General features: G+C 58.2%; 16 protein-coding genes. 7 read left to right on the top strand and 9 right to left on the bottom strand.

The features are described 5' to 3' along the window. From ACUY2T_RS02810 to ACUY2T_RS02795, 4 genes are all read right to left on the bottom strand, one after another. Positions 1-2,778, bottom strand: a complete 2,778-nt coding sequence (locus ACUY2T_RS02810) for an AAA family ATPase (RefSeq protein WP_448307496.1) — start codon at positions 2,776-2,778, stop codon at positions 1-3. A 22-nt stretch (positions 2,779-2,800) separates the two neighbouring features. Then, the gene (locus ACUY2T_RS02805) at positions 2,801-4,069 is read right to left on the bottom strand and encodes a metallophosphoesterase family protein (protein ID WP_448307495.1); all 1,269 of its coding nucleotides are present in this window, start codon (positions 4,067-4,069) and stop codon (positions 2,801-2,803) included. A gap of 8 nt (positions 4,070-4,077) precedes the next feature. Further along, positions 4,078-4,956 carry an SWIM zinc finger family protein gene (locus ACUY2T_RS02800; protein WP_448307494.1) on the bottom strand — a complete coding sequence of 293 codons (879 nt, stop codon included), beginning with the start codon at positions 4,954-4,956 and terminating at the stop codon, positions 4,078-4,080. 157 nt (positions 4,957-5,113) lie between these two features. After that, positions 5,114-8,230, bottom strand: a complete 3,117-nt coding sequence (locus ACUY2T_RS02795) for a DEAD/DEAH box helicase (protein WP_448307493.1) — start codon at positions 8,228-8,230, stop codon at positions 5,114-5,116. A gap of 173 nt (positions 8,231-8,403) precedes the next feature. Between ACUY2T_RS02795 and putP the strand changes: the two genes are divergently transcribed. The 3 genes from putP (at position 8,404) to ACUY2T_RS02780 (ending at position 11,293) form a co-directional block, all read left to right on the top strand. After that, the gene (gene putP, locus ACUY2T_RS02790; RefSeq protein ID WP_448307492.1) at positions 8,404-9,984 is read left to right on the top strand and encodes a sodium/proline symporter PutP; all 1,581 of its coding nucleotides are present in this window, start codon (positions 8,404-8,406) and stop codon (positions 9,982-9,984) included. A gap of 155 nt (positions 9,985-10,139) precedes the next feature. Then, positions 10,140-10,715: an HNH endonuclease family protein gene (locus ACUY2T_RS02785; RefSeq protein ID WP_448307491.1), complete on the top strand. Its 576-nt coding sequence runs from the start codon at positions 10,140-10,142 to the stop codon at positions 10,713-10,715. Positions 10,716-10,807: 92 nt separating this feature from the next. Further along, a complete protein-coding gene (locus tag ACUY2T_RS02780) occupies positions 10,808-11,293 on the top strand; it encodes a hypothetical protein (RefSeq protein WP_293789730.1) in 486 nt (161 codons plus the stop codon). A gap of 287 nt (positions 11,294-11,580) precedes the next feature. Here ACUY2T_RS02780 and ACUY2T_RS02775 read toward each other — a convergent pair whose 3' ends face one another. Next, positions 11,581-13,734 carry a DEAD/DEAH box helicase gene (locus ACUY2T_RS02775; protein ID WP_448307490.1) on the bottom strand — a complete coding sequence of 718 codons (2,154 nt, stop codon included), beginning with the start codon at positions 13,732-13,734 and terminating at the stop codon, positions 11,581-11,583. Positions 13,735-13,844: 110 nt separating this feature from the next. After that, positions 13,845-15,242 (bottom strand): FAD-dependent oxidoreductase, encoded by a 1,398-nt coding sequence (locus ACUY2T_RS02770; RefSeq protein ID WP_448307489.1) that lies wholly within the window; start codon positions 15,240-15,242, stop codon positions 13,845-13,847. Between the two features lie 261 nt (positions 15,243-15,503). Here ACUY2T_RS02770 and ACUY2T_RS02765 point away from each other — a divergent pair, with 261 nt between their 5' ends. After that, complete coding sequence (locus ACUY2T_RS02765) at positions 15,504-15,992, top strand: hypothetical protein (protein ID WP_448307488.1); 489 nt, start codon at positions 15,504-15,506, stop codon at positions 15,990-15,992. A gap of 13 nt (positions 15,993-16,005) precedes the next feature. Here the strand turns inward: ACUY2T_RS02765 and ACUY2T_RS02760 are convergent, their stop codons facing one another. Continuing rightward, positions 16,006-16,899 (bottom strand): hypothetical protein, encoded by an 894-nt coding sequence (locus ACUY2T_RS02760; protein ID WP_448307487.1) that lies wholly within the window; start codon positions 16,897-16,899, stop codon positions 16,006-16,008. Positions 16,900-17,025: 126 nt separating this feature from the next. Next, on the bottom strand, positions 17,026-18,540 hold the full coding sequence (locus tag ACUY2T_RS02755; RefSeq protein ID WP_448307486.1) for a carboxylesterase/lipase family protein: 1,515 nt from the start codon (positions 18,538-18,540) through the stop codon (positions 17,026-17,028). Positions 18,541-18,683: 143 nt separating this feature from the next. Between ACUY2T_RS02755 and ACUY2T_RS02750 the strand changes: the two genes are divergently transcribed. From ACUY2T_RS02750 to ACUY2T_RS02740, 3 genes are all read left to right on the top strand, one after another. Further along, positions 18,684-19,451, top strand: a complete 768-nt coding sequence (locus ACUY2T_RS02750) for a hypothetical protein (protein WP_448307485.1) — start codon at positions 18,684-18,686, stop codon at positions 19,449-19,451. 69 nt (positions 19,452-19,520) lie between these two features. After that, positions 19,521-22,994: an ABC transporter ATP-binding protein gene (locus ACUY2T_RS02745; protein ID WP_448307484.1), complete on the top strand. Its 3,474-nt coding sequence runs from the start codon at positions 19,521-19,523 to the stop codon at positions 22,992-22,994. 53 nt (positions 22,995-23,047) lie between these two features. Beyond that, a complete protein-coding gene (locus ACUY2T_RS02740; RefSeq protein WP_448307483.1) occupies positions 23,048-26,743 on the top strand; it encodes a multifunctional oxoglutarate decarboxylase/oxoglutarate dehydrogenase thiamine pyrophosphate-binding subunit/dihydrolipoyllysine-residue succinyltransferase subunit in 3,696 nt (1,231 codons plus the stop codon). 81 nt (positions 26,744-26,824) lie between these two features. Here the strand turns inward: ACUY2T_RS02740 and ACUY2T_RS02735 are convergent. After that, positions 26,825-26,917: IS3 family transposase (locus ACUY2T_RS02735; protein ID WP_448307600.1), on the bottom strand; the 93-nt coding region annotated here is incomplete at its 5' end.

The raw sequence follows: 26,917 nt of genomic DNA, 5'->3' as shown, positions 1-26,917 counted from the left end.
TTAAGCTTCAGAAGCTCCCGATCCTGAGTTCTTTACGCTCTCGATACTCTGAAAATTCACGTTTGGAATCCGCGAGAATCGATCCTCGTCACAAGTCAGCACGATGATCTGATTGTCCCTACCCAGCGCACCGAGCACCTTGTTCATACTCTTCGACCGATCAGTATCGCTGAACCCCAGAACGTCGTCCAGGAAGATCGGCACACCGCTGCCATCGTGACCCACCAGCCGGGCAATCGCGAGGAGCTGCAGAATCTCCACCTGCTCCTGTGCACCTCCAGAGAGCTGTTCTTTGTCCAGACGCACACTGCCGATTGCGCGGCTTGAAACTTGGAACTTCTCGTCCACATCCAGATCCACATCGCTGCCGAAGACCATCCCAGAAAGCTTATTCAGAGCCTTTCGATAAGGCTCGGAGTACTTCTCCTGCATCCGCTTCCGCGATGCCTGAACCACCTCGTGCAACAGCTCCGCAGCATCCGCTTGCCTGCGCAATCTAGTAACCACACCCTTAAGGCGCTTCACCTCCGTTTCTGCTCGCTCCTTCGTATCTGCAGAGCCCCGAGCCTGTCCAAGCTTCGCATTCATTGCAGCGATATTCACACGGCATTCCTGCATTTGCTGACTGAGCATATTCAGCCGGCTTTGTGCCCCGTCGAGGCTTGCCTGCGCATCCGTAACGTCCCCAAGCTCTCCCACTTCTCGGCGCTTTGATTCCAATTCCGAGCGCGCCACTTCCACGGCCGCAATTGCCTGCGTTCGTTTCGTGCGTAGGTCTTCATCGGAGTGACGTTGACGAGCCGCCTCCAGATTCTTCGATGTCGCATCCAACTGCTGCTGCAGGCTCTCAACCTTCGCCTCATGTTGGATTTTCCGCTCGATTGCGTCACTGTTTTGCAGTGAAAGTAGCCGCTCACTGGCCGCATCGCGATCCCGGGTCGCTACCTCCAAGGCAGCGGTGGCTTCCGCATCGTCGATAGTCCCATCAGGCTCCGCATTGGCGTCACTTCGCAAGCTACCGCAGTTCTTCCATAGGTCTTCCAGTTCGGCAGTAAGGCTACTTACCAGACTGTTGAGGTCAGACATCGAGCGCTTGCCAAGAGTGGCCTTGAGACTGGCTCGCAGGTCACGCAGGTTCTCCTCCTCCTCGTTACGTGCTCGCACAGCGCGTCCGAATTCCTCCAAAACTTCAGCGCGGGAGTCCTCCAGATCGATGTGCTCGCGCCCAACTGATGAAAGCTCCGCATTGACCTTCTGTAGCGCCTCGGTGACCTTCAAGTCGAGGTTGCTGGAATCCTGCGCTGGAGTCACACATACTTGGTATTCACCCAGCCCCACCGTCCATTCGGTGGTGACTTTCTTTTCCAGACCACCGTCCCCCAGTACCCTTTCCACCCCATCATCCACGACCGTGCCTCCGATCGGCCCGGTAATGTGCACGGCAGTCGCTCCGACATCGCGAATCTTGATCTGTGCTTCTAGATCCGAGATCGCTTCACGAATCCTCTGCTCCGCCTTGGGCGTTGCGGGGTCGCGATCTACCTTCTGTGCCAGCTCCGTGACCTTGGAGTCCAGCTCGATGGCATCATCGCGTTCCTCTGCAGCGCCATCCAGCTGCTCCTGCACCTCCGCTTCTTTCTTCAGCGCAGCAGCCAGCTTGGCACGCTTATCCGCCAATGCATAGGCAACATGGGCACTATCGAAGGCCTTCTGGGCTTCATTGCGCTCAGCCTGTTGTTCGTCGGCTTTCTTTTGGACGCCGCCAAGTTCCTCGGTCGCCGTCTTCAGTGACTGCTCCTGCTTCTCCAGCGCTGACTTCAGATTTTCCCGAGCTTCGAAGGCGTCGTCCCAACGCCCGACCTGATCGTGTTTCAGATCCAACTCGTTTTCCAAGGTGCGGAGAGTCTCCGCAACCTTCTTCGCGGCTTCCAGCCGCTGGACGCACTCGTCGTACTCCTTCTGTGCATCCGGTAGGTCGGCCTCCGCCTCCGCCCGCTGGGTCTGCAGGGATTCAATGTTGCGAATTGTCCCTTGAGCGTTGTTGTAATCACTCTCCGCAGTTGCCAGAGCTTCTTCCGCACTAGCAAGTTCCGCCTCGGCCTTCGCCAGTTCTCCCCTGGAGTTTCGGTTGCTTCGCCGATCCCGTAACTTCCTGTCCTCTTCGTCGATCAGGCGAACCAGTCTCTCTGCTGCTCCCTGATCGTCTTCACGGATGCCACCAACGGCGCCTACTGTGGCGTCATGAGCCTCACTCCCTTCCTCCACAGCGCGATCACCGGCAGTTCGAAGAGCTGAAGAAAGGGCGGGAATTGCAGTGAAATCTAGGGCATCCAAGCGTTCGCCCTGACTGACGAACAGTGCCTCGCGCAGCGCAGAATCTATGTTCTCGTTTAGTAGTGCGTTGAACTTTTCCATCGCAGCGTCACCGTCGTAGTTACGTACGGAAGGGCGCAGCACATCCAGCTTCGTTTTCTTTTTCTCGAAGTCCTTGGTGTACTCCACCTGGTACTCGCCAAGGCGCATGCGGGCGGTGATTTTCGGTTTTGAGCCTCCACCTACGGGGAAAAAGACACTAACCTTCCTGGAACCTGTCGAAACCTTCCAATCGGAAAGCAGCAACCCAAAGGCATTCATCAAACTGGATTTGCCGGCCTCGTTACTGCCGTAAACAACGGTCACTCCCGTCGCTTTAGGAGTGAAATGGGCAGAGCTGATACCTGCAAAGTTGTAGACTTCCAGGCTTTCCAAGACAAAGCTGGCCTGGTTAGAAGTTGTCATCTTCCTAAACCGTTCCTCTCCCCTAGTTGCCCTTCTCCGCGTGCTTGGCCAGCCGCACCAGCAAGCGCAGTGCATCCTGTGCACACTGGGATTTCCGCACCTGCTCTGGATCCTTACTCTTGATTTCGGCTATTGCCTTGAGTTCATGTGCTGCCTCACCAATAAAGCCCTGACCCAGCAGCCCTTCAGATAGCTCATCCTCATCGGGAATAACGTGCACATCCATTAACCGATCGCGTTCATATAGAGCTGCGAAGGTCGGCTTAAGTTTGGCTACTCGTTCATCCAAGTAAGCAGCATCGTGAACGGATAGCATCCCCTCCAGCGAGTATTTGATAACGGTGGTGCGCTTGGCCTCGATAGCTTCCAACCGCCCCAGGAATTCATCAATATCCTCCGTTGAGTTCACTGTCGCGGCCACAGCCCTCAACGTCCACCCTCCCACCGGAATCTCTTCAACCTGCACCTGTGCCTGCTGCTCGGGGCGCGCCGGATCCACTGCAATGTCCACCACCAGCACGTTGCCAGAGTTCGATTCACCTCGGCCGTCCTTATCAACGAAAGCCGTGGCCTCGTGCGCACCGGAGTACCACACTCGTGCCTGGGTGCCGTCTGCATCTAGCGGCATCGTCGAGTGCGTATCTCCTAGCGCCACATAATCCACTTTGCGATCACGGCAGGCCTGGGCTGCATTGTCCACGTCGATGCAGTCGAGATCGTCTTTTTCACCAAAAGAGCTCACCCCACCATGCCCGACCAATACTCGAATACCTGCCCCCTCTATCGGCTCTAGCCCGCTCAGAGCGGCTGCAACCAGATCCTGTTCTGCGCTTTTCCCCCGCAGCGGCGCTCCCACGATTTCTAAGGTCACATTCCCCTCGTGGGCTCCGTCGGAGTTCGGCACCGCAATTGGCTGCGTGTCCTTGAGGACGAAAACGTTCGTCAACTCGTCGAATTCCTCCCTGTGGTACACGCTCGCCGCGTCCAGCGGATCGTGGTTACCTGGCAGTAGAAAAACGGGTACCGCTGAGCCTTTCAACACGTCGATGGCTCGACCGTAGATTTCTGGTTTCAGCAAGTTATTGTCAAAAACATCGCCTGCTACCACTACTGCGTCGCATTCCTTTTCCTGTGCGAGCTCTAGCAGCTTCTCAATCGTAGATAGCCGCGATTCATCAAAACGCGACTGTGCCTCAGCACTTAAGTAATGCCTCTGCATCCCCAGTTGCCAGTCCGACGTGTGCATAATCCGCGCTCGGTGCGCGGACATTGCCGTCATTGGTTGTGCCATATCTTCCGCTACCTGTTCTTCCCGATCTCGTCGCTTTTATCGCGATCTATTTCGCCGTTTGCTCGTTCCGCTGCGTGATCCGTCGCTCTGCCACTTGCCTCGCCCGTAGTTTTATCAGTCCCGTCGGACAACCTAGTTTTATAATAGAACATAGGTTCGGATTTCTCGAGGGTTTCAAAACAAACTTCCAGCTCATGCGTCGCTTTGAGCTGATCCACCGCATGCCACGCGACCGAACGCATAGCCTCATTCAGCGCCTTCTGGTCCCCCTGTTCCAACCCGGATTCCCAACTCAACGGCTCCCAATCGACCGGCTCTGCCGCGGTGCCCCAAAACTCTGCCGAGTCCACCTGTTCTGACTGTTGTTCCCGCACCGTTCCGGCATTGCGCGCCTGAGGCTGCTTTCGTGGCGACGCCCCCACACCCCCGTTGCTCCAGCCCTGTACCGGGCGCAGCAGCTCCTGCGCATTCAGCCCCCGCCATCGCAGCAGAATACTGGGGTCCTTTTCCAGTCGCTCCGCAGCAGAATAAGCCAATGCCACCACATGCTTGCAGATCGCGGACTTATCCGGGCACGTACAGCTCACCCGATTGACATGCCCGGGATGCAATAGCACTGAAGCCACATCCATACCCGGCGCGCCACCGCCCAGGATGGAACGAATATGCGAGCTATCGGAAAGCATCTCATCGTATACAAAGTCACGCTGCCGATCCGTGAGTTTGCGCAGGTGAATCGAAGTTTCAAAAGGCTCCAGCTGAGAACCGTCAACAAGGCCGGCAACCACGTTCTCGGCAAACTCCACGCTCAGTACCTTGCCGCCCCGGAAGTATTCCCGGCCACGCGCCAAGCGCCCCGAGTCCGTAGCTTTCGATACGGCCTCCATTAACTGCGAGCTTGCCCAGCTATCTTCCCCACGTATATGCGTGCCATGGGCATCCCGCAGCCGGTCCATTTCCTGTCGTCGTCTAGCCCCAAAATCGGCGAGCACCACATTTTCGCCCCATGTCGCGTCTGTGCGTGAGCGCCTTCTCGGTGGTTTGCTAACCATCGTTTTCCTCCAGCTGGGTGGACTCGCGCAGCTGAAGCAGTTCGCTCAGCTCGGCATCGCCAAGATTGGCGATCCAGCCCTCGCCTGCGCCGACGATATCGCCCGCCAGCTCGCGTTTGCTCATAATAATGTCGTGGATTCTCTCGTCGATGGTGCCCTGTACCACGAGCTTATAAACCTCCACGGACTTGTTCTGTCCAATTCGGTAGGCACGGTCGGTGGCCTGATCCTCAACGGCTGGGTTCCACCAGCGATCGATATGGATCACCACCGACGCCTCAGTCAGCGTGATGCCGGTGCCGCCCGCCCGCACCGAAAGGATCATAATCGGCGGTCCGTCCGCACTCTGGAAATCGTGAACCATCCGCGTGCGCTGTGTGCGCGACAGCCCGCCGTGCAGCACGGGTGCCTCCACGCCAAAGGTGGCCTCCAGCTCTGGTGCAAGCACCTTTCCAAAGGTCGGGAACTGCGTAAACATCAGCACCTTTTTGCCTTCTTCTAGGGCATTTTCGGTGATTTCAAAGATGCGCTCGATCTTCGCCGAGCGATGTTTCCCCTCGGCCAGGATCCCCGACCCGTCGCCTGCGTAGTGTGCCGGATGGTTACAAATCTGTTTGATCTTCACCAGCGCCCCCAGGATATTCGCGCGCCGTTTGCCACCGGGTAGCTGCAGGCGCATCTCCATATCCTTAATGAACGACTCGTATAGCGCAGCCTGCTCCCTGGAAAGGGGAACGCGCTCCACAATGTCTTGCTTCTCCGGCAAATCCAGCCCAATCGCCGCATCGTCCTTCAACCGACGCAAGATAAACGGCTGAACCAAGGCTCGCAGCCTGCGCTTCGCTTCGTCATCTCCATAGCGCTCGATGGGTATAGCCAGGCGATTTTGAAATGCCGCTGCGGATCCGAAGATTCCGGGATTCGCGAAATCCATGATCGCGTACAGATCACTCAACCGGTTCTCCACCGGTGTACCCGTTAGCGCAATATGCGTGGCCGCTGGAAGGGAGCGCACTGCCCGGGACTGTTTTGTCGCCGGGTTCTTGATCGATTGTGCCTCGTCGGCTACCACTCTGCCCCACTGAACCTGCTGGTATCGGGCGGTATTGCGCGCCACTCGACCGTAAGTTGTCACCACCAGATCCGGTCGCTTCATTCCGCTTTCCAGCCCTTGGATTGTGGCGTCACCAAATTCTTTATCGTCCAACAACCCCGAACCGTGATCGACTAAGACCTCCAGATCCGGCACATGCAATGCAGCCTCCGCACGCCAGGCTTCCACAACTGTGGTGGGTGCCACGACTAAGGTGGGGCCTTCACAATCGCCAGCCTCGCGCTCCCATGCCAGTAGTGCCAGCACCTGCAGAGTCTTTCCCAAGCCCATATCATCGGCCAGAATCGCGCCGATGCGGTGGCGGTGCATCCAAGCCAACCAGTTCAAGCCCCGTCGTTGATGATCGCGCAGTGTGGTCTTTACAGCGGCAGGCACGTCTACGAGCTCAGGCGGATCCAACTGCGCTTCACCGTCCAGCAGCCTTGCGACCCATCCGTCGGCTTCCACGCGAAACTCGTGGTCAGCATCCACTATCTCAGCGGCGCTCAGCAGATCGGCTTCTAGGATGTCACGCACGCTCACAGTGACATCTCCAACAGCTTTTTCCTTTTTATCCTGCTGTTTCGTAACCTGTGCAAACCACTTGCGCGCAGCCAAGAGGGATTCCTGATCTAGGAATACGTACTCGCCGTTGATGCGCACAATCGCCTCAGCCGCGTTCAGCAGCTCTTGGCGCGTCGCCTCGTCGAGCCCCTCGCCGGCACCGTCAGCGCCATCAGCGTTACCCAGGCTGACCTCCCACGAGAAATTCATCAGCTGATCCATGCCTAGCTTGCCAGCACCCGGCCCCTGGCCAACCGGCGTGGCTTTAGCCTTGACCCGCGGTCGCACTTTGCCCCACCCGCGTGGAATCATCACCCCGAACCCAGCCTTACGCAGCGCCGCCGCCCCGTGCTCCAGGAAGCTTGCCAGCTCGGAGATCTCCAGACTCGTCCCCAAGGTCGGCTGTTCGCTCGGCAGCTCTTCTGGACGCCACCATCTCCGCCCCTGCGGATTCGCGCCCATGTTGAGCCATGCCAGGAGACTGCGCAGATGCGGTTCGAAATCCGGCCATACATCTCCGGCACGATTGAGACCGCGGATGATCCTTACTTTTAACTCTTCGCCCACAGTGGCAGGGTTGATTGGCTCAGCAGGGCCACCATTCATCGAATGGGCTATTTGCAACCACCACGACGGTGCTACGGTCACATCGTCCTCACCCGCACCCTTTTGCTCGTCGGTTTGTTCCACTTCGGAGGGGGTCGACAACAAGAACAGCAATTGTCCAGCCTCCGCCTCCGCTTCCCGCCGCCACTGTCCCAGGCTGGCTACGGTGCTGGCTCCACCTCTTCGAGTTGCCGTTCCCGTAGCGAGGGCGCGCACGAAATCCGACGTGAACTCCATGGGCTCGCGGCGCAAATGTGCCACGGCAATCCAGTGGGCGAACTCATCGGCCAGGCGCTCCACCACATCTTCTCCCCCGTTGCGCGTCAACACCCCGGGCACGCGTTCGCGGAACTGCTGCAACACACGCATGTGATCACCGGCGGGCGAAAGAGTCCAGCGTGGGAACCACTGATCGTCTACGCGCTCCATGCGCATCATCACACGCCCGGCAAGCACTGCTTCTTCAACGAAAGCACAGAGTTTCATAAGGAATTTAAGCTCCGGGGCAAACCCATCAATCAGTCCGACCTTAGAGGCAGTTTCTTCGATTGCATTTTTATGCGCATATTCACATAACTGCCCCATTAGAGCGACCGATTCTTCGGGGGTCAAAGCTACCGCGGGTACCGGCAATTCCTTCACCCTTCCCCGTGGCGTAGAAAGCCAGATTCCTCCCCGATTACGCCAGGGGTGCATCCCCAGAATATCCATACAAACCGCTGGTAGATCCCCCATTTCCAGCTCGTCAATATCCATTACCACCCCATGCCCCTCGACACGCTCCACCCACAACCACAGCCCGCCTGAAGTTGGTGCAACTACGTGCATTTGATGCGTGAATCCCATGCTGGAAGTTTTACCATGTACGCCGGACACCCCTCGAAGCGCGACTACGTCCGCTAACGTGGATGTCGAGTTGTGCGCGTCACACTTGCGCGCGCCTTCTACACTTCGGAGCACAGAGAGCCCGAAAGCTGACGTATAGAATTTATACATTCAACTTGAGGAGATGACTGTTCGTGGCTGACCAAACATGGTTTGTCATAGCCATGGTGATCTATCTGATCGTCATGCTGCTGATTGGACTTTATAGTTTCAACCAGACCGACGAGTACGAGGACTACATGCTCGGCGGACGAAACCTACACCCCTTCGTTGCCGCCTTGTCCGCTGGCGCCTCCGACATGTCCGGCTGGCTCCTTATGGGCCTGCCTGGCGCGCTGTACATGCTCGGATTCTCCGAGATGTGGATGGCCATCGGCCTCCTCGTCGGCGCTGCGGTCAACTGGATCATTACCGCACCTCGCCTGCGCTCCTACACGGAAGTGGCGAATAACTCGATCACTATCCCCTCCTTCTTGGAGAACCGCTTCCACGATCGCAGCCACTTCCTGCGTATCGCTGCGGGCATCATCATCCTGGTGTTCTTCACCTTCTACGTGTCCTCCGGCATGGTTGCCGGTGGCCGCTACTTCGAGTCCACCTTTGAGGGCGACTACTTGACCGGCATGATCATCATCGCCGCCGTCACCGTTGGCTACACCTTCATCGGCGGCTTCCTGGCTGTGTCCTTCACTGATACCGTCCAGGGCTGCATCATGTTCGTCTCTCTGCTGCTGGTGCCCATTATGGCGCTGCTGCACATGGATGACCCGGGCGCTATCTGGACTTACCAGCTTGAGAACGCATATGGTCTCGAGTCCATCGAACCCAACCCCGACTGGTTCTCCCTGTTCACCGGCGTATCCTTCGTCACCATCATCTCCAACCTGGCATGGGGCCTGGGCTACTTCGGCCAGCCACACATCATCGTGCGCTTCATGGCACTGCGTGGCCCGTCCGATGCTCGCGCAGGTATGCGTTACGGCGTTGGCTGGATGTTCCTCTGCCTGGTCGGCACCGTCATGGTTGCCATCATCGGCCCGGCTTTCTTCGGCATGGATCCTTCCATCGCAATCACTGACCAGGAGAACTTCGAGACGATCTTCCTGGACATGGGTCGCATCCTGTTCCACCCACTGCTCGCAGGCCTGATCCTGACCGCCGTGCTGGCCGCGATCATGTCCACGATTTCCTCCCAGCTGCTGGTTGTGTCCTCCGCTCTGATCGAGGACATCTACAACGGCCTTATCAACAAGAACGCCTCCGACCAGTCCCTGAAGAACCTCTCCCGCATCGCCGTGCTGGTTGTTGCCCTGCTGGCTGCATTGATTGCACTGAGCCCGGACTCCGGAATTTTGGGTCTCGTCGAGTTCGCCTGGGCTGGCTTCGGCGCTTCCTTCGGCCCGGTCATCCTGGGTGCATTGTTCTGGCGTCGCCTGAACGCCGCAGGTGCAGCTGCTGGCCTGGTCACTGGTGCAATCGTCGCCTTCCTCTGGGGTGGCCTGCCACAGTTCGGCGTCATCGACAAGCCATTCGACCTGTACGAGATGATTCCGGGCGTTATCCTGAACGTGATCGTCATGGTCGCCGTAACCCTGATGACCAAGGCTCCGTCCAAGGAAATCACCGATACCTTCGACCAGGCAATCAAGCTGTCCAAGGTTGCTGCCAAGAAGGATATCGACTTCGAGGAAGCCGCAGAGGTTGCCGCCAAGTAGCCTTCGCAGGCTAACCGCCCAAAATAGGGGCGAACCTTTCTAGCGTCGCTGCAGTATAAAGCTGCATGCGGCGCTTTTTCTTTTACTCCCTCCGCCCTTCCCCTTTCACCTCCTACTGCTTATTTCTGGTTGTACTGCTATTTGGGGTTTATTGGGTGGTGACGCCACATTCTCCCCGCCCGCAGGATCAGCGCACCGTCGCAGAGTACCTACAACATATTCACCAGATCCCCGCCCGACCGCGGGTACTGGGATATTCTCGCGATCGCTTCGGCGATGGCTGGGGGATGCAGGTCACCGAACTTGGCACTTGCGATACGCGGCACCTGTTGCTGGTGCAAGCATTCGGGGGTTCTACTGGAGGGTGTGCGAGTACTCGCGGAAGAGACGGGGCAATGGAGCGAGGGGGCGTCGATCCCTATACGCACCGCACGATGAACCGCCATAACGTCGATGTCGACCATATCGTTCCGCTGGCTGCCGCGTGGGATCTGGGCGCTTATGCGTGGCCGGACGCACGTCGTCGAGAATTTGCGAACGATACGTTGCGCAACCTGGTCCTCACATCGTCCGAGGTCAACCGGGAGAAGTCAGACTCGACCTTGAGTGAATGGCTGCCTCCGGTGAATCAGTGTGGCTACTGCGCACGCTTTGTTCGGGTGATCGGTGAATACGGTCTTGCGATGACTGTGGCGGATTTGCAAGCGGCCCGAGTTGCCTGTGACTTGTAGTCCACATCAGCGAACAAAGATTTTGGGCAAAGGCACTTTCAAAAGGCCCGTCAAAGTGACAAGTCACCTATCAATCTGCCAGAGTAGGTGGCATGTCTACCCTTATTGTTGCACTTCACGTTCTGACAGCGATCCTGCTGATCGGCCCCGTAGCGATTGCTTCCTCCATGTACGCGCCCCAGTTCCGCAAGGCTCAATCCGGTGATCCCGCGGCCGTTGGCGCGCTGCGCCTGGTGCACCGCATCACCCGCTCTTATGGCTTTGTTTCCTTGCTGGTCCCGGTGCTGGGCTTGGTCGCATTCTTCACTGTCGATGGTGCGATGAAGAACCATGCTCTGCACTTCGCCCTGCTTTTGGCGATTATTGCCTGGGGTGTGCTAATTGCCCTGGTTATCCCCCGCCAGCGCCAGGGTTTGGTGGTCTTGAACGCCGTGGAGGCTGGTGACGCTCCTGCCTCCGAGGCTGAGACCGCCAAGGCAACTAAGGCAGATGCCTCTAAGATCCCGGGACAGGCTGCTATGTTCGCCGGCATCTTCAACCTGCTGTGGCTCATCACAGCGATCCTGATGTTCTTCTAAACCCCAAGGGTTTCAAAAAATCCCGCGCAGGTGCTTTTCAGGCAACCTGCGCGGGATTTTTGTATAGCTATCCGGCGCTGTAGACAGACTGCGTAGACACGAATCGCGCGTCGATGTCGCTGGATCAGGAATCTGTTAAAAGCAATAATTCCCATTACGGAAAACGTCCAGGTCAGAGCGTCGCCAAAATTCTCTTCTTCGCGAGAGGCTCGGCAGATTCACGATATAACGACATTTCTGCCCCGGACCCCGGACACCCCCGATGCCCTGACGCTACAACCTCCGCCTTAGCGGCGTCCGCCGCGGTGGCCGCGCTCTCCCTTGAAACCGCGTCCGCCGCGATCATCACGGTCATTACGTCCACGACCGCCATTGCCACGGTGGTCACCACGGCCGTTCCGCTCGTTTCGGTCGTTCCAATCATTCCTGCGATTACGGCCTCCACGTCCACCGCGATCATCACGGTCACCACGGTGGCCGCCACGTCCACCGCGATCGCCGAAGTCATTGCGATGCTGACGCTTGTGGCTCCCCGGACGACCAGTCGGAGCACCGGGATCCGGCTCAATATTGATCAGCTGGCCAGAGACGCGGGTTTGGTCCAGTGCGTGGAACACTTCCATCGGTAGATCCGCCGGCAACTCCACCAGGGAGTGCTCGGCAAAAATGCTAATTCGACCGAAGTCGCGGGAACTCATGCCGCCCTCATTTGCCAGTGCACCAACGATGGCACCGGGGCGCACACGCTGCCGGTGCCCCACCGACAGGCGGTACACAGCAAGCTCCTTACCATTGCGATCCTTAATGCGCGGAGCTTCCTTATTAAAGCGCTCGTCGAAAGGCTTATATGCTCCGCCTCCGCTACGGGAATCGTCACCGTAGCGATCGTCGCGACGGCGACGCGGACGCTCCTCCTTCGGCTTCTCCTTCATTAAGAAGTCCTCACCAGCCTGCAACTGCGCAGCCAAGGCAGCGGCGATATTCGCCAACTCCACCTCGTTAGACTCCGAGTATTCCTTCACCAGATCACGGAAAATACTGATCTGTGGGTCGGACAGCGACTCAGTCAGGCTATCGCGGAACTTCTCCTTGCGAGCCTCATTCACCGCGTCCACAGTCGGCAGCTCAATCTCATTCAACCGAGACTTCGTTGCCCGTTCGATGGCCTTCAACAAACGACGCTCACGGGGCGTCACAAACAAAATTGCGCGGCCTTTACGGCCTGCACGCCCCGTACGGCCAATGCGGTGCACGTAGGATTCCGTGTCGTGCGGAATGTCGTAGTTGAACACGTGTGTGATGCGGTCGACGTCCAGGCCACGAGCAGCAACGTCCGTCGCTACGAGAATATCCAGACGGCCGTCCTTCAGCTGATCCACAGTGCGCTCGCGCAGATTCTGCGGAATATCACCATTAATTGCCGCAGCGTTAAAGCCGCGAGCACGCAAACGCTCGGCCAGCTCCTCGGTCTCGTTCTTGGTGCGCACGAACATGATCATGGCCTCGAACTCAGTGACTTCGAGAATCCGGGTCAGCGCGTCCAGCTTGTCCCGGTGGCTAACCAACAGGTAATCCTGCTCGATGTTTTCACTCGTCCGCTGGGCGGCCTTCACCGTGATTTCCTGCGGATCATTCAGGTACTGCTTCGACAGACGGCGGATGCCAGAAGGCATCGTCGCGGAGAACAAAGCCACCTGCTTTTCGCTGGGGGTATCTTCCAGGATGCGCTCAACATCCTCCTGGAAGCCCATGTTCAGCATCTCGTCTGCCTCATCAAGCACCATGAAGCGGAGCTCGGAAATATCCAAGCTGCCCTTCTCCAAGTGATCAATCACACGACCCGGGGTGCCCACCACAATGTGCGCACCGCGTCGCAGACCAGAAAGCTGCACTCCATAAGCTTGCCCACCGTAAATCGGCAGCACGTGAATACCACCCAGGTGCTCAGCAAAAGACTGGAAACTCTCTGCGACCTGCAGAGCAAGCTCGCGGGTCGGTGCCAGCACTAGAGCCTGGGGATGACGCTTCGACACGTCAATGCGCGACAGAATCGGCAGCGCGAATGCCGCGGTCTTTCCGGTGCCGGTCTGCGCAAGGCCAACCACGTCGTGGCCTTCCATCAGCACTGGAATCGTTTCTGCCTGAATTGGGGAAGGTACTTCGAAGCCGACCTTCTTGACTGCAGCTAGTACGTTATCAGGCAATCCCAGCCCGTTGAAAGAGCGCTGCTGCTCTTGGTTGTCCTCTGGAACTTTCACTTCAGCGTTCTCAGACTCCACTGCTTTATCAGTCGCACTTTGTGGCTCTTGTGGCTTTTGATTATCCACGGCAGAATCCTGGGAAGGATTCTCCGAGATGCCACCCTGCAGTTCATTCTGAGATACCCGCTCGTCATTGACCGGCTGGTTTACGTCGCCGGTGACGTTTTCAGTATCACTCATCGCTGTCCAAGCCTACGCCCACTTGAGCGATAAAGCGATTCACTGCGCACAGTCACTCCCCTGGCCTTTATCGCAGGTCTTCCCACAGTTCTGTAGCACTCCCGCGGTACTTATTCCGTTAGCTTGGAAAGTACGAAATTTGCAGCTCGCTGGCCGCTGCGCAATACGCCGTCGATGCTCGGCGTGGCATGCTGAGCGCCCGCCAAAGCAATGCGACTTCCCTGGAGCTCGCGGTCGCCCAGATTCTTACCTATGCGTTGCAAACCTTTTGGTCGGATCAGCGGGATGGCGTCGATAAACGATTGTTCGGCAACTAGCTCCCAACTGGAGGAATCGACGCCGAATAGCGAACCCAAACCGCGCTGCACTTCTGCAACCGACGGCACCTGCGAGGGATTTCCGCCCTGTGGATGCACATGATTGCAGGCCACCAAGTGCTGTCCCGGCGCATAACCGGGTGCAACCGCTGTAACTTCCGTAGCGGAGGTAATGGGTGTCTTACGCGTGCCGTCGACAGTCATTAGCCCTTCGGCGATCACGGGTTCTTCGGAAATAAACCACCAAGAAGACACGCTGGTGGTGGGCACCTTCGGCGACCCCAACAATGCAGTTTCGTGCCGTGGATCGACGGCGACGATCACATGGGAAAAGTGCTCGGTTGCCTCTCGATCAGTCACTGTACGGGAGGTCGCAGGGTGGCTGACCCCTGCCCCATTTGTGCCATCTTCCGCGGATTCCCCGACCGTGATCAGCACCCCATCGCCAGTTTCTTCGATGCTTGTCACCGGCGAGTTAAGGCGGAAATCCGCACTAGGCACTCGGGCCAGCGTTGTCGCCAGATCCCCCATCCCATTTTCCAATACGGCTAGGTTGCCTCGCAGCATCGTGCCGATCATCCATTTAGCGAAGATCGCAGAGGACTCACCTTCGGGGTCAAAGAGGAATGCCCGCAGCAGCGGATCAATCGCCACACACCGAGTGCGTCGGTGCACACCTCGCTGGTCAAGAGACTCGCAAACTTTTACATCTTCATCGATGTGGCGCTGTTTGATCTTTCTAAGTTCCAGACTGGAGCGATGCGAAAGCTCAGACTTCAGCCATCGACGCAGCGCCACAAGATCGCGGAAAGATAGCGCACTACGCACATTGGAGCGCATCAGGCTGGGGATCAGGTGGGGAGCGCGGATGGGATCGCAGATCAGGGCCAATCCATCCTCAGTCAGAGTTTGAATAGCCGGTTGAAAATTGCAGATCCCCAGGGATGAGTACTCTCCCGGCTGCAGAATCTCTTTTATTGAGGGGTACCAAGAATTGAGGGTTTGCAGGCCGTGGTCAACGGTTACCCCGTCAATCTTTTCGGAACGTACACGCCCACCGAGCCGACCACTGGCCTCGAAGACAGTGCATTTCACGCCACCTTTATGCAGGGTTCGTGCAGCCGCTAGCCCAGCCAGCCCACCGCCTACGATCGCCACGCTACCCGGTGCGCTGTGTGTCGCCTCCGCCATGTCGCTGCTCCCGAAAACCGTCGTTTCTTTATCGCTGTTGCCAGCTAATTCTTCGCCCATGCTATCGCACAAAACGTCGCGGACTATCGCGTGCCACACCTTCCTAGTTTAGTACATGTGTTCTATTCTTGTTCTAGGTGACGCCACCCTGTCCACCTCGCTACCTAAAGTGCACCCATGAACAAAGACCACCGCTGACGGGTCTCCATCACGAATGTCCCCCCCCACTACCCGTCCCCGACTACAAGGAAGTGAGTCAACATGAAGTCCCGTATCACCACTCAGCGCGCCCCCATGAGAACCTCCAATATTCGGCGCTTCAACCTGAGCGAACCTCATAGAGCCGCCAACGAAGCTCGCGGAATGCTGCGGCATCCACGCAGTCTCATCCGCATTACACCTGGTTGGCGCGCTCCCCGCTTTGCGTTACGAGCGGGTGGCTCCACTGCGCTGGTCCATGTTTCACGGCGCAGAATGTCGCCGTTGATGTGGCGCCGACTGAGTCAGCAGCAGCCGCCAGAAGGAGAAGATCTGTTCCTGGTCACGGTCTCCGTGGAATGTCCGAAGTGGATGACTAGCGAATCAACTCGGCTACTGGAGCTCACGCTCGGCCGAGCATGGATCGTGCGGGAAGATCCGCAGGAGACCCGTGATCGCCACAATCAAGCGCAAGTTAGCTTGACGTGGCATGGGTTGATGACTCAGCGGGATCTGCTTTCAAAGGAAGGCTCTACCCCACGAGCTGCCTAACGGCACTCACCCTTTAACGCTTTTCTTCAGCGTCGTCCTCTTCAGCGACAGTGTCTTCGTCGTCTTCGTCGTCTTCGTCATTGCCATCGTCGAAGTAGTCATCATCGAAGTCGTCGTCCAGCTCGTCTTCGAGGTCTTCAGGGAAGTCCTCAGCGAAATCCTCGTCGTCCGCCTCGAAAAGGGGGCGCATTCCGATCTCGTCGTCGAAAGGAACCAGCAGTTCCTCCCACTCAGTTGCCTGTACCTGCGCCACTGCCAACGCATCGAAGAGCTGATCGAAGTCCTTGAACGTTCCCAGTTCAAGGACTTCCTGGGTCATCTCAGCGGCATCTTCCAACACGTTTCGGTACATGACTTCACGCTCGAAATCAGTCAGGCTTTCATCGCCTTCCAGCTCCGCAACTGCCTGATCAACCAGTTCGTCGTAATCCTCACCGAAGGTCACAAAAGAGACTGTTGCCTCTGGCTCATCAGTACCGGAACCCAATAGCACCGTGAGCAGAGACCCATTGCCCACTTCCGCACGAACCATCATTGGTTCGATTAGATCCTGCTCAAACTCCAGGTCAGAGATCCGATCATCTGTCCCCTCAAGAAGGTCGTGCAGCACGGTAATGCACTGGTCGGTCGCAATATACTGTGCGACTACCGCAACCGCCGCCTCGACAGAAAACACCACGCCAACAAGGCTGGCTTCGAACTCCTCGATGCCCGCTTCCTCGTCCAACTCCCCCTTAGCCATAAACACATTCGCCGAGTCAATCCCCGCCGTCGTGCCGGTTTGCTCAATCTGCTGGAACTGAATTTCCAGTTCCGGGGCGATGGGCACGAACAACATTCCGTCATTTACTCGCGACTCAATGCCCTCAGTATCCAGCGCTTTAGCAATATCCTCGTAGAAACCCACAGCCAACGTCTCCTAGTGTTTTAGAGGTGTTTGAGAGGTGTTTTAGCCCAGAGCGACACGTGCATTCCGTGACTTGGGCACCATAGTAACCCGATCCGCTCCACCGCGTGACCTGTGCGCGCTTCCCTAGCGCCCCGGGCGCGGCATGGCCACTGAACTCTCGTCGCCATCCCACCCCCGCATATCGAATTTCTCCCACACTCGGCGGAACTGTGCCCGCGGGTCCTCCTCCATCCGCATCTCCCGCTCAAATACTTGGGTTGCACGGCACTCCAACGAATAAGGTTCCCACCCGGGATGTGCATCCCAAATAAACTTCTTCCAGGCCCTTTGCATATGCCCTGAAACCACGGCCATCTCATCGCCCAGCACGAAACTGGCTTTCGAAGACTTTGCGTCACCAAAAAGAGCCGATAGTTCCATCGAATGCATCGCCCCAACCCCCAAACGCCGCAGCATTGCCGGCGCATAGTCAAAGCGGTACATCCACACCGGCGCACCAGCGCTGTGGTGTAGCTCCGCAAGGCGAACGGACTGCGCCCAGAACACAGCGTCAGTAAGCATCTGCGCGAAAACACCGCGGCGCCCTACGTCCCCATAAGCCGCTTCAATTTCCGCAGCTAAAGCAGGGTCGTGTGCACGTAGCATCGTCCGAGCGGCTCGCAGCCGCGCAGATTTTGAAAAGAACAGGATCTGGGCGGCAGACAACTCATCGTTATTCGTTCCAACCAGTAGCGGAAGCTGTTGCTGTTCAGCTTGCTCAAAAATGTCCAAAGGGTGCCGCACCAAGAGCTCACCATCAATGCCGATACCGAATGCAGCATTGAGCTCTCGCAGCCCACGCCCCTTCCACAGCATCTGCTGCCCGGCGCGCACCACATCAGCAAAGGCCAATGTGCGTAGCTCAGCGATCGAGGTAGTGCGTGGCACCAACCCGGAATACTGCGCCAATTTGCGCGCCCACAGGTTCGACTGTGCGTTTGTGTGCACACTCATCACCGGAGCGGATTGCAAAATTACCCGATGGAATAGCCCTCGTGCAGCAGGAATTGCCATGAGAGCTGCTGCGGACGTACCGCCGGCGGATTCTCCCATCAGCACTACATTGTCGGGGTCGCCACCAAAATTCGCAATGTTTGTTTGCACCCACTGCAGCGCCAGAATCTGGTCGCGGGTTGCCGGATTGGCCTCGCAGGTCGCAGCATCCGGCACGTCCAGGGAGCTCATGTCCACGTACCCCAACGCACCGAGCCGGAAATTCAATGCCACATAAACGACGTCCAATTCCTTAGCGAAGTTATGCCCGCGCAGCACCGCGGTGTGGGAAGCCCCTGCGAAGAACCCACCGCCGTGTAGGAACACGACGACCGGCAGTGTGTCGTTCGTGTCTGGCCGAACTATGTCCAGATTCAGGCAGTCCTCGTCGCCTACAACCTCGTCTTTCCAGTTGTAGCCCGTCTGCGGCGCAACGTTTCCATACTCGTGTGCGGACCATTCCCCCTGCCAGCGAACGGGGCGTGGCGCTGCCCAGCGTTCTGCGGCACCGAAGGGAATGCCTCTCCAGGTCCGCACCCCATCGACCTTTACGCCGTGGACGGTTCCACCGGTGGTTTCTACCCGCACGTCGTTTTTAGTCGTCATCTTCCGTTGTCATTTGTCTGCCCTGCTGTCTTTTGTTGTCCTTAAAAAAGGTTTCCCACCATACTATGCGGGTTCCTATGCCGGTTCCCTTTCAACCATTGGAGTTCAACCAGCAGAGAATTTCTCCCCTAGTCTTGGGTGCCATGGGAATTTTTAATTTCGGCAAGTCCAGCGGTCACCGCGACGAAGCCACCGCCACGTCAGAGCTCCTTCACCAGGCTCGGCAGGCGCCTTACCCCTCGGGCCCTATCGCGCGCCGTTTTTTCGGTGCGATCGATCGCACGGTTGCGGTACAAGAGCCGCTCATTCGGTCGTATGTGGCCAAGATCGAAAAGAAGCATGGTGACGCCACGCTTCAACACCGTCAGGAAGTCCTCGACGCGCACTTTAAGAACTTCGCCACGGGTTCGGGAGCGGGCACCGGTGGCGTAGCGGCCGTACCGGGAGTCGGTACGTTGCTTTCACTGGCAGGAATCGCTGCGGAATCCGCACTGCTCGTCGAAGTTTGTGCACTATATGCCCTGGCCTCCGCAGAACTAAACGGCATCGACATCTCCAAGGAGGAGACTCGCCGCGCTGTTGTGTACCTGGCGATCTCCGGTGCCACGGCAAAGGAACTGGTGCAAGCACTGGCCGAGGACAGAACCTTCGGATCCCTAAAGGCAGCCAATAATCTGCGCGGTGCGCGCAAACTCCGCAACAGCAGCTCTGTTGAGTTGAAGCAAGCGAACAACGTCCTTGGACGCTTTGCCTTCCGCCAGGTACGCAAGCGCTTCGGCGGAGCGATGTTTAAGAAGGTTCTACCGTTCGGCGTCGGTGCCTACCTGGGCGCGAAGGCTAACCGCAAGATCGCAGAACAGATGATCGACAACGTTCATGTTTTTATTCGCGAGGCAGACGAGTTTTTCTAGCTGACTCTTCACTGACTTCGCCACTTCTCCACTATGGGGCTGTCCCGGGCCCGCGTTAAAATCATCGGCGTGTTCAGAGTCATCCGAGAATCCGCCCGTCACCACCCTGGGCTGTTTACTGCCGTGGTCGTGTTCTCGGTGTTGTTGCCAGCCATAGAACTGCTTCTGCCGTTAATTGCAGGCGCTTCTGTGGATGGCAACACTCGCGCGATTGGCCTGCTGGTGGCTGTCGCTTGTGCGCGTTTCGTGGCGCAAGCTCTGCGCCGTTTCCTCTCTGGGACTTTTAGTGTGCGCACCCAACACAGTCTGCGCATCCGGATGTTTGAGGCAATCCAGTCCGTGGATGCCCAAGCGGCGCGCTCTTTCGGCACGGGGCAGGTCATTTCGCGCACGATTTCGGATCTCACGAAGGTGCAGGGCACTCTAGCGATGCTGCCGCTGATGGCGGCGAGCATGCTCGAGCTGGTGCTGATTTTCGCCGTCGTGCTGTGGATTTCCCCGCCAATTGCTGGCATTGTGGCGGTGCAGATCCCGCTCCTTTTCGCCGTCGCTTATGCCTCACGCACGCGCCTGTATGGGCCTTCTCTGGCATCCCAGCGACAAGCTGCGGTTATTGCGGAGCAGGTTGATCGCACTGTGTCGGGTGTGCAGGTAGTGAAGAGTTTCGCCCAGGAGCCACGTGAGGTCGCGCGCTATAGGTGGGAATCTGCACGGCAGTACGGCATTAATATGCGGGTGGGCAGGCTCAGCGCTATTTTCCAGCCTGCGCTGTCTGCTCTGCCGAACGTCGCTTTGGTAGCTGCAATCGGACTCGGTGGTTGGCTGGCCATGCGCGGAGCAATCAGCGTAGGCGATTTTCTCGCGGTATCAACTTTCATCACGATGCTTGCACGACTCGCTCGCATGGCGGCGGGGATGCTCGTGAACGTTCACGTCACCCAACCGTGTGCCGATCGTATCTTTGAAATTATTGACGCCCCGCCGCGTCCCATCGGCACGACTGCCATTCGGGAACCAATGGGGTTTGTGGGCAGTGTTCCCGTCACCGCCGGGCAGCCCCCGATACACCTGAATATTTCACCGTCCAGCACCGTTATCGTGGAGGGGCCTGTGGCCTCAGGAAAGACCCGTCTGGCACACGCTTTGGCGGGTTTGAGTACTGCCGATGCGGGGAATATTGAGGTCACAGTCTCCGGGAGGACAGGTTCAGTTCCGCTGCTGGATGTGCAGGAATCCGATCGCCCCGCGCTAATCATGGACGAGGCATTCCTCTATTCGGGAACGATCCGAGAGAATATTCTGCTCGGCTACTCAGCCACGGATGAGGAGGTCTGGGATGCAGCTCGCCTAGCCTGTGCCGATGCTTTCATCCGCGAGGCCGGTGGTCTGGATACCGTCGTCGGAGAACGGGGAATCACACTATCCGGCGGGCAAAGACAGCGCATCGCCATCGCCCGCGCGCTACTTCGCGAACCTCATTCCATCATCTTTGATGATGCCACCTCGGCCATAGACCAGGCCACCGAGGCGCAGATTTTGGCTAATCTGCGCGCCAGCATTTTCCGGCCTACCGTGATCTACATCAGCCACCGAGCCGATGGTGGTTTCCGGAATCCGGAACAGATCATCACCCTGCCCACTGCACAGCCAGATCAGACTGTGCAGCCCGTCGAGGCTGTGTCGACGACTGCTTCTACGGCGAACGTGGCTTTTTCTTCACCCGAGGCAGATGCGGATCCCTCCTCCTACACAGTGGACACCCCACGTATTGCTGAGATCCAGGACGAGGCTGGGAGATTCCGGCTGCGCACTCTGTTTGCGATGGTGCCAGGGCTCGTCGCTGCAGTGGTTGTCACATTGCTGCTGTCCTCGGCAGCTGACATCGCGCTCCCTTCTTTTATTCGCCACGCCATCGATCACGGTGTCGCGAACAATGACATGAATTCCCTGCTGCTCACCTGCCTGTGTGCATTGGCGGTGGTTGCACTGTCATGGGTAGCCAGCATTGCCAATACTTTGCTCACCACTCTCACGGGCGAAAGGCTGATCTTCGCCCTGCGCAACCGACTTTTCCGCCACATCACTGGGATGGATCTTCTGTGGTTCCACCGCCAGTCCAGTGGCAGGATCATGACGCGCCTCACGACCGATATCGACTCCCTTTCGAATTTCCTACAATCAGGTCTCTCCCAAACGATCGTGTCGGCAACGTTGGCGTTGGGCATCATCGGCATGCTGATTTCTACCGATCTGACCCTGGCCGGAATCGTCGCGCTTTTCCTTCCTGTCATTGTGGTGGCAACAATCATCCTCCGGATGATCTCCCGTCGCTTGTATACCCGAGCCAGAAGCCAGATCAGTCAGGTGAACGCGACCTTCCAGGAGACCCTTATGGGCCTTCCCACCGGCCAGGCCTTCAGCTACGGGACGGCCCTTCAAAGCCGTCTCGAGGCAGAATCCCGTAAGTACCTTCGACTGCGTACCCAGTCACAGACCGCTGTGAGTTTGTATTTCCCTGGCATCAACCTTCTCACCCAACTCGCCCAAGCCGCGGTTCTCAGCGCAGGAACCTCACTGATCGCTAGCGAGCAGACCACAGAAGGCGCCCTGGTGGCGTTCAGCCTCTACCTGACGATGCTCTTTGGACCAATTCAGCAGCTCTCCCAGGTATTCGACCAATTCCAACAGGCAAGCGTCAGCGTCTCGCGCATCCGCGAACTTCTCAGCGAACGCCCAGCCCTTACCGTTTCCGCGGACGCAAAAGATCCGGCGTTTGTGAAAGGGCCAGCAATTCAGTGTGAGGGCGTCGTATATAAGTACGGCGAGGGCGAGCCCACCCTAGACATCACCCACACCTTCCGCGGCACCACGGCTGTGGTCGGTGCGACGGGTGCGGGGAAAACTACGCTGCTGCGGCTCATCAATAGGTTCATGGATCCGACGGAGGGGACGATCCGCGCGGATAATACGGACATTCGGGACTTCAACGTGCGTGGATGGCGGAGCTGCATTGGCACCGTGCCACAGGAACCACAGCTCTTCGAGGGCACAGTGGCCGAAAACATCGCCTACGGCGACAAGAATGGCGACAAAAATGATGACTGCGATCCTGCACTACGCAAAGAAAGAGCACGGACCGCTGTCGAACGCATTGGTGGAGAGAAGATCCTGCAAACGATCCCCGGTGGGCTCGACGCTGCCATTTCACCCGGCACCAATACCCTTTCGGCAGGACAAAAACATATGATCGCGCTTGCTCGGGCGGAGTACATCAGGCCGCCGATTATGCTGCTCGACGAAGCGACGGCAAACATCAATGACGACGAGGAAGCCCAGATTGTCGAATCGATCAACCGCGTTACCCGCGACCGCACCGCACTTATCGTCGCGCACCGCCTCCGCACCGCAGCAAGGGCCGACACCATCGTGGTGATGGATCAGGGCCGCATTGTCGAAATTGGAGAGCATAACAAGCTACTACAAAAAGGCGGAGCATATGCCGATTTGTGGAATGCCGCGCCAAGGCCGACAACCGGTTTGTAGTAGGGTGGAACGACGAGACTTAAAGCCATAAAGGAAAGAGGCGAGGACCTGCTGTGAGCAGTGCAAATTTCGGTCAAAACGAATGGCTGGTCGATTTGATGTACCAGCAGTATAAGGAAGACCCAAAGTCTGTCGACGCTGAATGGCGCGATTACTTTGAAAATAATTCCTCCCCCGTAAACGCGCCGGGCAACACCCAGGCTACGGCGGGCAACGGAGCACAGAAGACCACGGGCAGCCAGGGCGCTACCAAGAACACCGTCACCCCCACTCGGGATACGACGGCCGGTGGCAAGCAGCCGAAGGGATCTGCGTCCCAGAACCAGGACAGCAACGTCAAGCCAACCCCGAAGCGCACTGCACCGCCGGCTCCGAAGCAGCCGGTGGAAGCTCCAGAGCCGGGCAAGACCACCATTAAGGGTGCCGCCAAGGCCGTAGTTAAGAACATGGACATCTCCCTGGAGATTCCGACCGCGACGTCCGTTCGCGATATGCCGGCGAAGCTGATGTTCGAAAACCGCGCCATGGTCAACGAGACCCTGCGAGCCCGCGGCAGCGGCAAGATCAGCTTCACTCACATCATCGGTTATGCCCTGGTACAGGCCGTAAAGGCTCACCCGGACATGAACAACTCCTACGAGCTGGTCGACGGCAAGCCGACCCTCGTCACTCCGGAGCACATCAACCTCGGCCTCGCAATCGACATGGTTGGCAAGAACGGCCAGCGCTCCCTGGTGGTCGCCGCCATCAAGGAAGCCGAGAACATGACCTTCGGCGAATTTGTCGAAAAGTACGAAGACGTCGTTCACCGTGGCCGCGAAGGCAAGCTGACGATGGATGACTTCACTGGTGTGACCATCTCCCTGACCAACCCCGGTGGCATCGGCACCCGCCACTCCGTGCCGCGCCTCACCAAGGGACAGGGCGCCATCATCGGCGTAGGCTCCATGGACTACCCCGCCGAGTTCGCCGGCGCCTCCGAGGATCGCCTGGGCGAAATGGGCATCGGCAAGCTGGTGACCATCACCTCGACCTACGACCACCGCATCATCCAGGGTGCAGAGTCCGGCGAGTTCCTGCGCACCATGAGCCGTCTGCTGATCAACGACGAGTTCTGGGATGAGATCTTCCACGCCATGCGCGTGCCTTACGCTCCCACTCGTTGGAGCCAGGACCTGCCAAATATCGGCGTAGACAAGTCCACCCGCGTGATGCAGCTGATCGAGGCCTACCGCTCCCGCGGTCACCTGATCGCAGACATCAACCCCCTACAGTGGACCCAGCCGGGACTGCCGATTCCGGACCACTCCGACCTGAACATCGAATCCCACGGCCTGACCCTGTGGGACTTCGACCGCACCTTCCACGTCGGTGGCTTCGCCGGTCGCGAGACTATGACCCTACGTGAGGTGCTCTCCACCCTGCGCAAGGCCTACACCCTGAAGGTCGGCACGGAGTACACCCACATTCTCGACGCCGAAGAGCGCAACTGGCTGCAGGATCGTATCGAGGCTGGCCAGGCCGAGTTCACCCCAGCACAGCAGAAGTACATTCTGCAGAAGCTGAACTCCGCCGAGGCGTTCGAGAACTTCCTGCAAACCAAGTATGTCGGCCAGAAGCGCTTCTCCCTGGAGGGCGCCGAGACCCTGATCCCGATGATGGATGCCGCTATCGACCGTGCTGCAGACGCAGCCCTGGACGAGGTCGTCATCGGCATGCCGCACCGTGGTCGCCTGAATGTTCTGGCCAACATCGTGGGCAAGCCTTATGCCCAGATTTTCACCGAGTTCGAGGGCAACATCGACCCAGCTGCTGCCGGCGGTTCCGGCGATGTGAAGTACCACCTGGGTCAGCAGGGCCACTACCACCAGATGTTCGGCGACAACGACATCGACGTCTACCTGGCAGCTAACCCCTCCCACCTGGAAGCCGTTAACCCGGTCATGGAGGGCATCGCCCGCGCTAAGCAGGATCAACTGCACGAGAAGCACACCGTCATGCCGCTGCTGCTGCACGGCGACGCCGCATTTACCGGCCTGGGCATCGTGCAGGAAACCATCAACCTAGCTCGCCTCGAAGCCTACGAGGTCGGCGGTACCGTTCACATTGTGGTGAACAACCAGATCGGCTTTACCACCACCCCGGACGCTGGCCGTTCCACCCACTACGCCACAGACCTGGCCAAGGGCTTCGACTGCCCGGTCTTCCACGTCAATGGCGACGACCCTGAGGCTGTCGTTTGGGTTGCACAGCTGGCCGTTGATTACCGCAACCGCTTCGGCAAGGACGTCTTTATCGATCTGGTGACCTACCGCCGTCGCGGTCACAACGAGGCTGATGATCCTTCGATGACCCAGCCGCTGATGTACAAGCTGATCGGTGAGACCAAGTCTTCCCGCGATCAGTACACCGAAACCCTGCTGGGGCGCGGCGACCTGACCGAAGAGGACATCGAGCGTGTACAGCGCGACTTCCACGATCAGCTAGAGACCGTATTCACTCAGGTACGCGAAGCTGAGAAGGGCACCAAGCCGAAGGAACAGGGTGGCATCACTGGTTCCCAGGATCTTCCGCATGGCCTAGATACCTCCGTGGATCGCGAGCTCATTGAGCACATCGGAGACCTATTTGCAGACGTGCCGGATCACATCACCCCGCACCCGCGTGTGAAGCCGGTGATCAAGCGTCGCAAGGAAATGTCCCGTAACGGCAATATCGACTGGGGCTTCGCCGAACTGCTGGCTTTCGGCTCCCTGGTTGACGGCGGCAAGCTGGTGCGTCTGGTCGGTGAGGATACCCTTCGCGGTACCTTCACCCAGCGCCACGCCATCCTGTTCGACCACACCGACCACGACCGTTACAGCCCTCTGGAAGAGCTGGCTCGCGAGTCCGGCAAGGGCGGTGGCTTCGAGGCCTACAACTCCGCCCTGACCGAGTACGCGGGCATGGGCTTTGAGTACGGCTACTCCGTCGGCAACCCGGATGCTCTGGTGGCTTGGGAGGCACAGTTCGGCGACTTCGCCAACGGCGCCCAGACCATTCTCGATGAGTACGTTTCCTCCGGTGAGGCTAAGTGGGGCCAGATTTCCTCCCTGGTTCTGCTGCTGCCGCACGGCTACGAGGGTCAGGGCCCGGACCACTCCTCCGCACGTATCGAGCGTTTCCTGCAGATGTCCGCAGAGGGCTCCTGGACCATTGCTCAGCCTTCCACCCCGGCCAACTACTTCCACCTGCTGCGTCGCCACGCACTGGGCTCTCTGAAGCGTCCGCTGGTTGTCTTCAGCCCGAAGTCGATGCTGCGCAACAAGATGGCAGTCTCCGCCGTGGAGGACTTCACTGAGGTTAAGAAGTTCCAGTCCGTCATCGACGACCCGAACCAGAATGGAAAGAACGAAAATATCAAGACCGTTCTGATGTGCTCGGGCAAGATCTACTGGGATCTGGAGAAGAAGCGCCAGGCTGATGGTCGCGACGATGTCGCCATCGTCCGTGTGGAGATGCTGCACCCGATTCCGTTCAATCGCATCAAGGATGCGCTGGCCAATTACCCGAACGCCGAGGTGCGTTGGGTACAGGATGAGCCGGCCAACCAGGGTCCGTGGCCGTTCCTGGCTCTGCAGCTGCCGGAGCACATCCCGGGTCTGCAGATGAAGCGCGTTTCCCGCCGTGCACAGTCCTCCACCGCTACCGGTGTTGCGAAGGTGCACCAGCTGGAGCAGAAGCAGCTGCTGGACGAGGCTTTCAAGTAAGCTCTCTTCCGCACTTCCGCGCTAGCTAGAAAAACCCGCCGCAGTACTGAACTAGCCCCCGAAAGTTGGACTAGTTTAATTCTAGGCGGTGAGGGGTTCAAGGGTCTGATTCCGATATTGCATCGGGGTCAGGCCCTTTAGTCGTTGTTGGATGCGTTCGGTGTTGTACCACCT

This window comes from Corynebacterium sp. 22-2729 (assembly GCF_053479475.1).
Note: the sequence above shows the minus strand (reverse complement) of the source record. Positions and strands in the feature narration are given on the sequence as shown.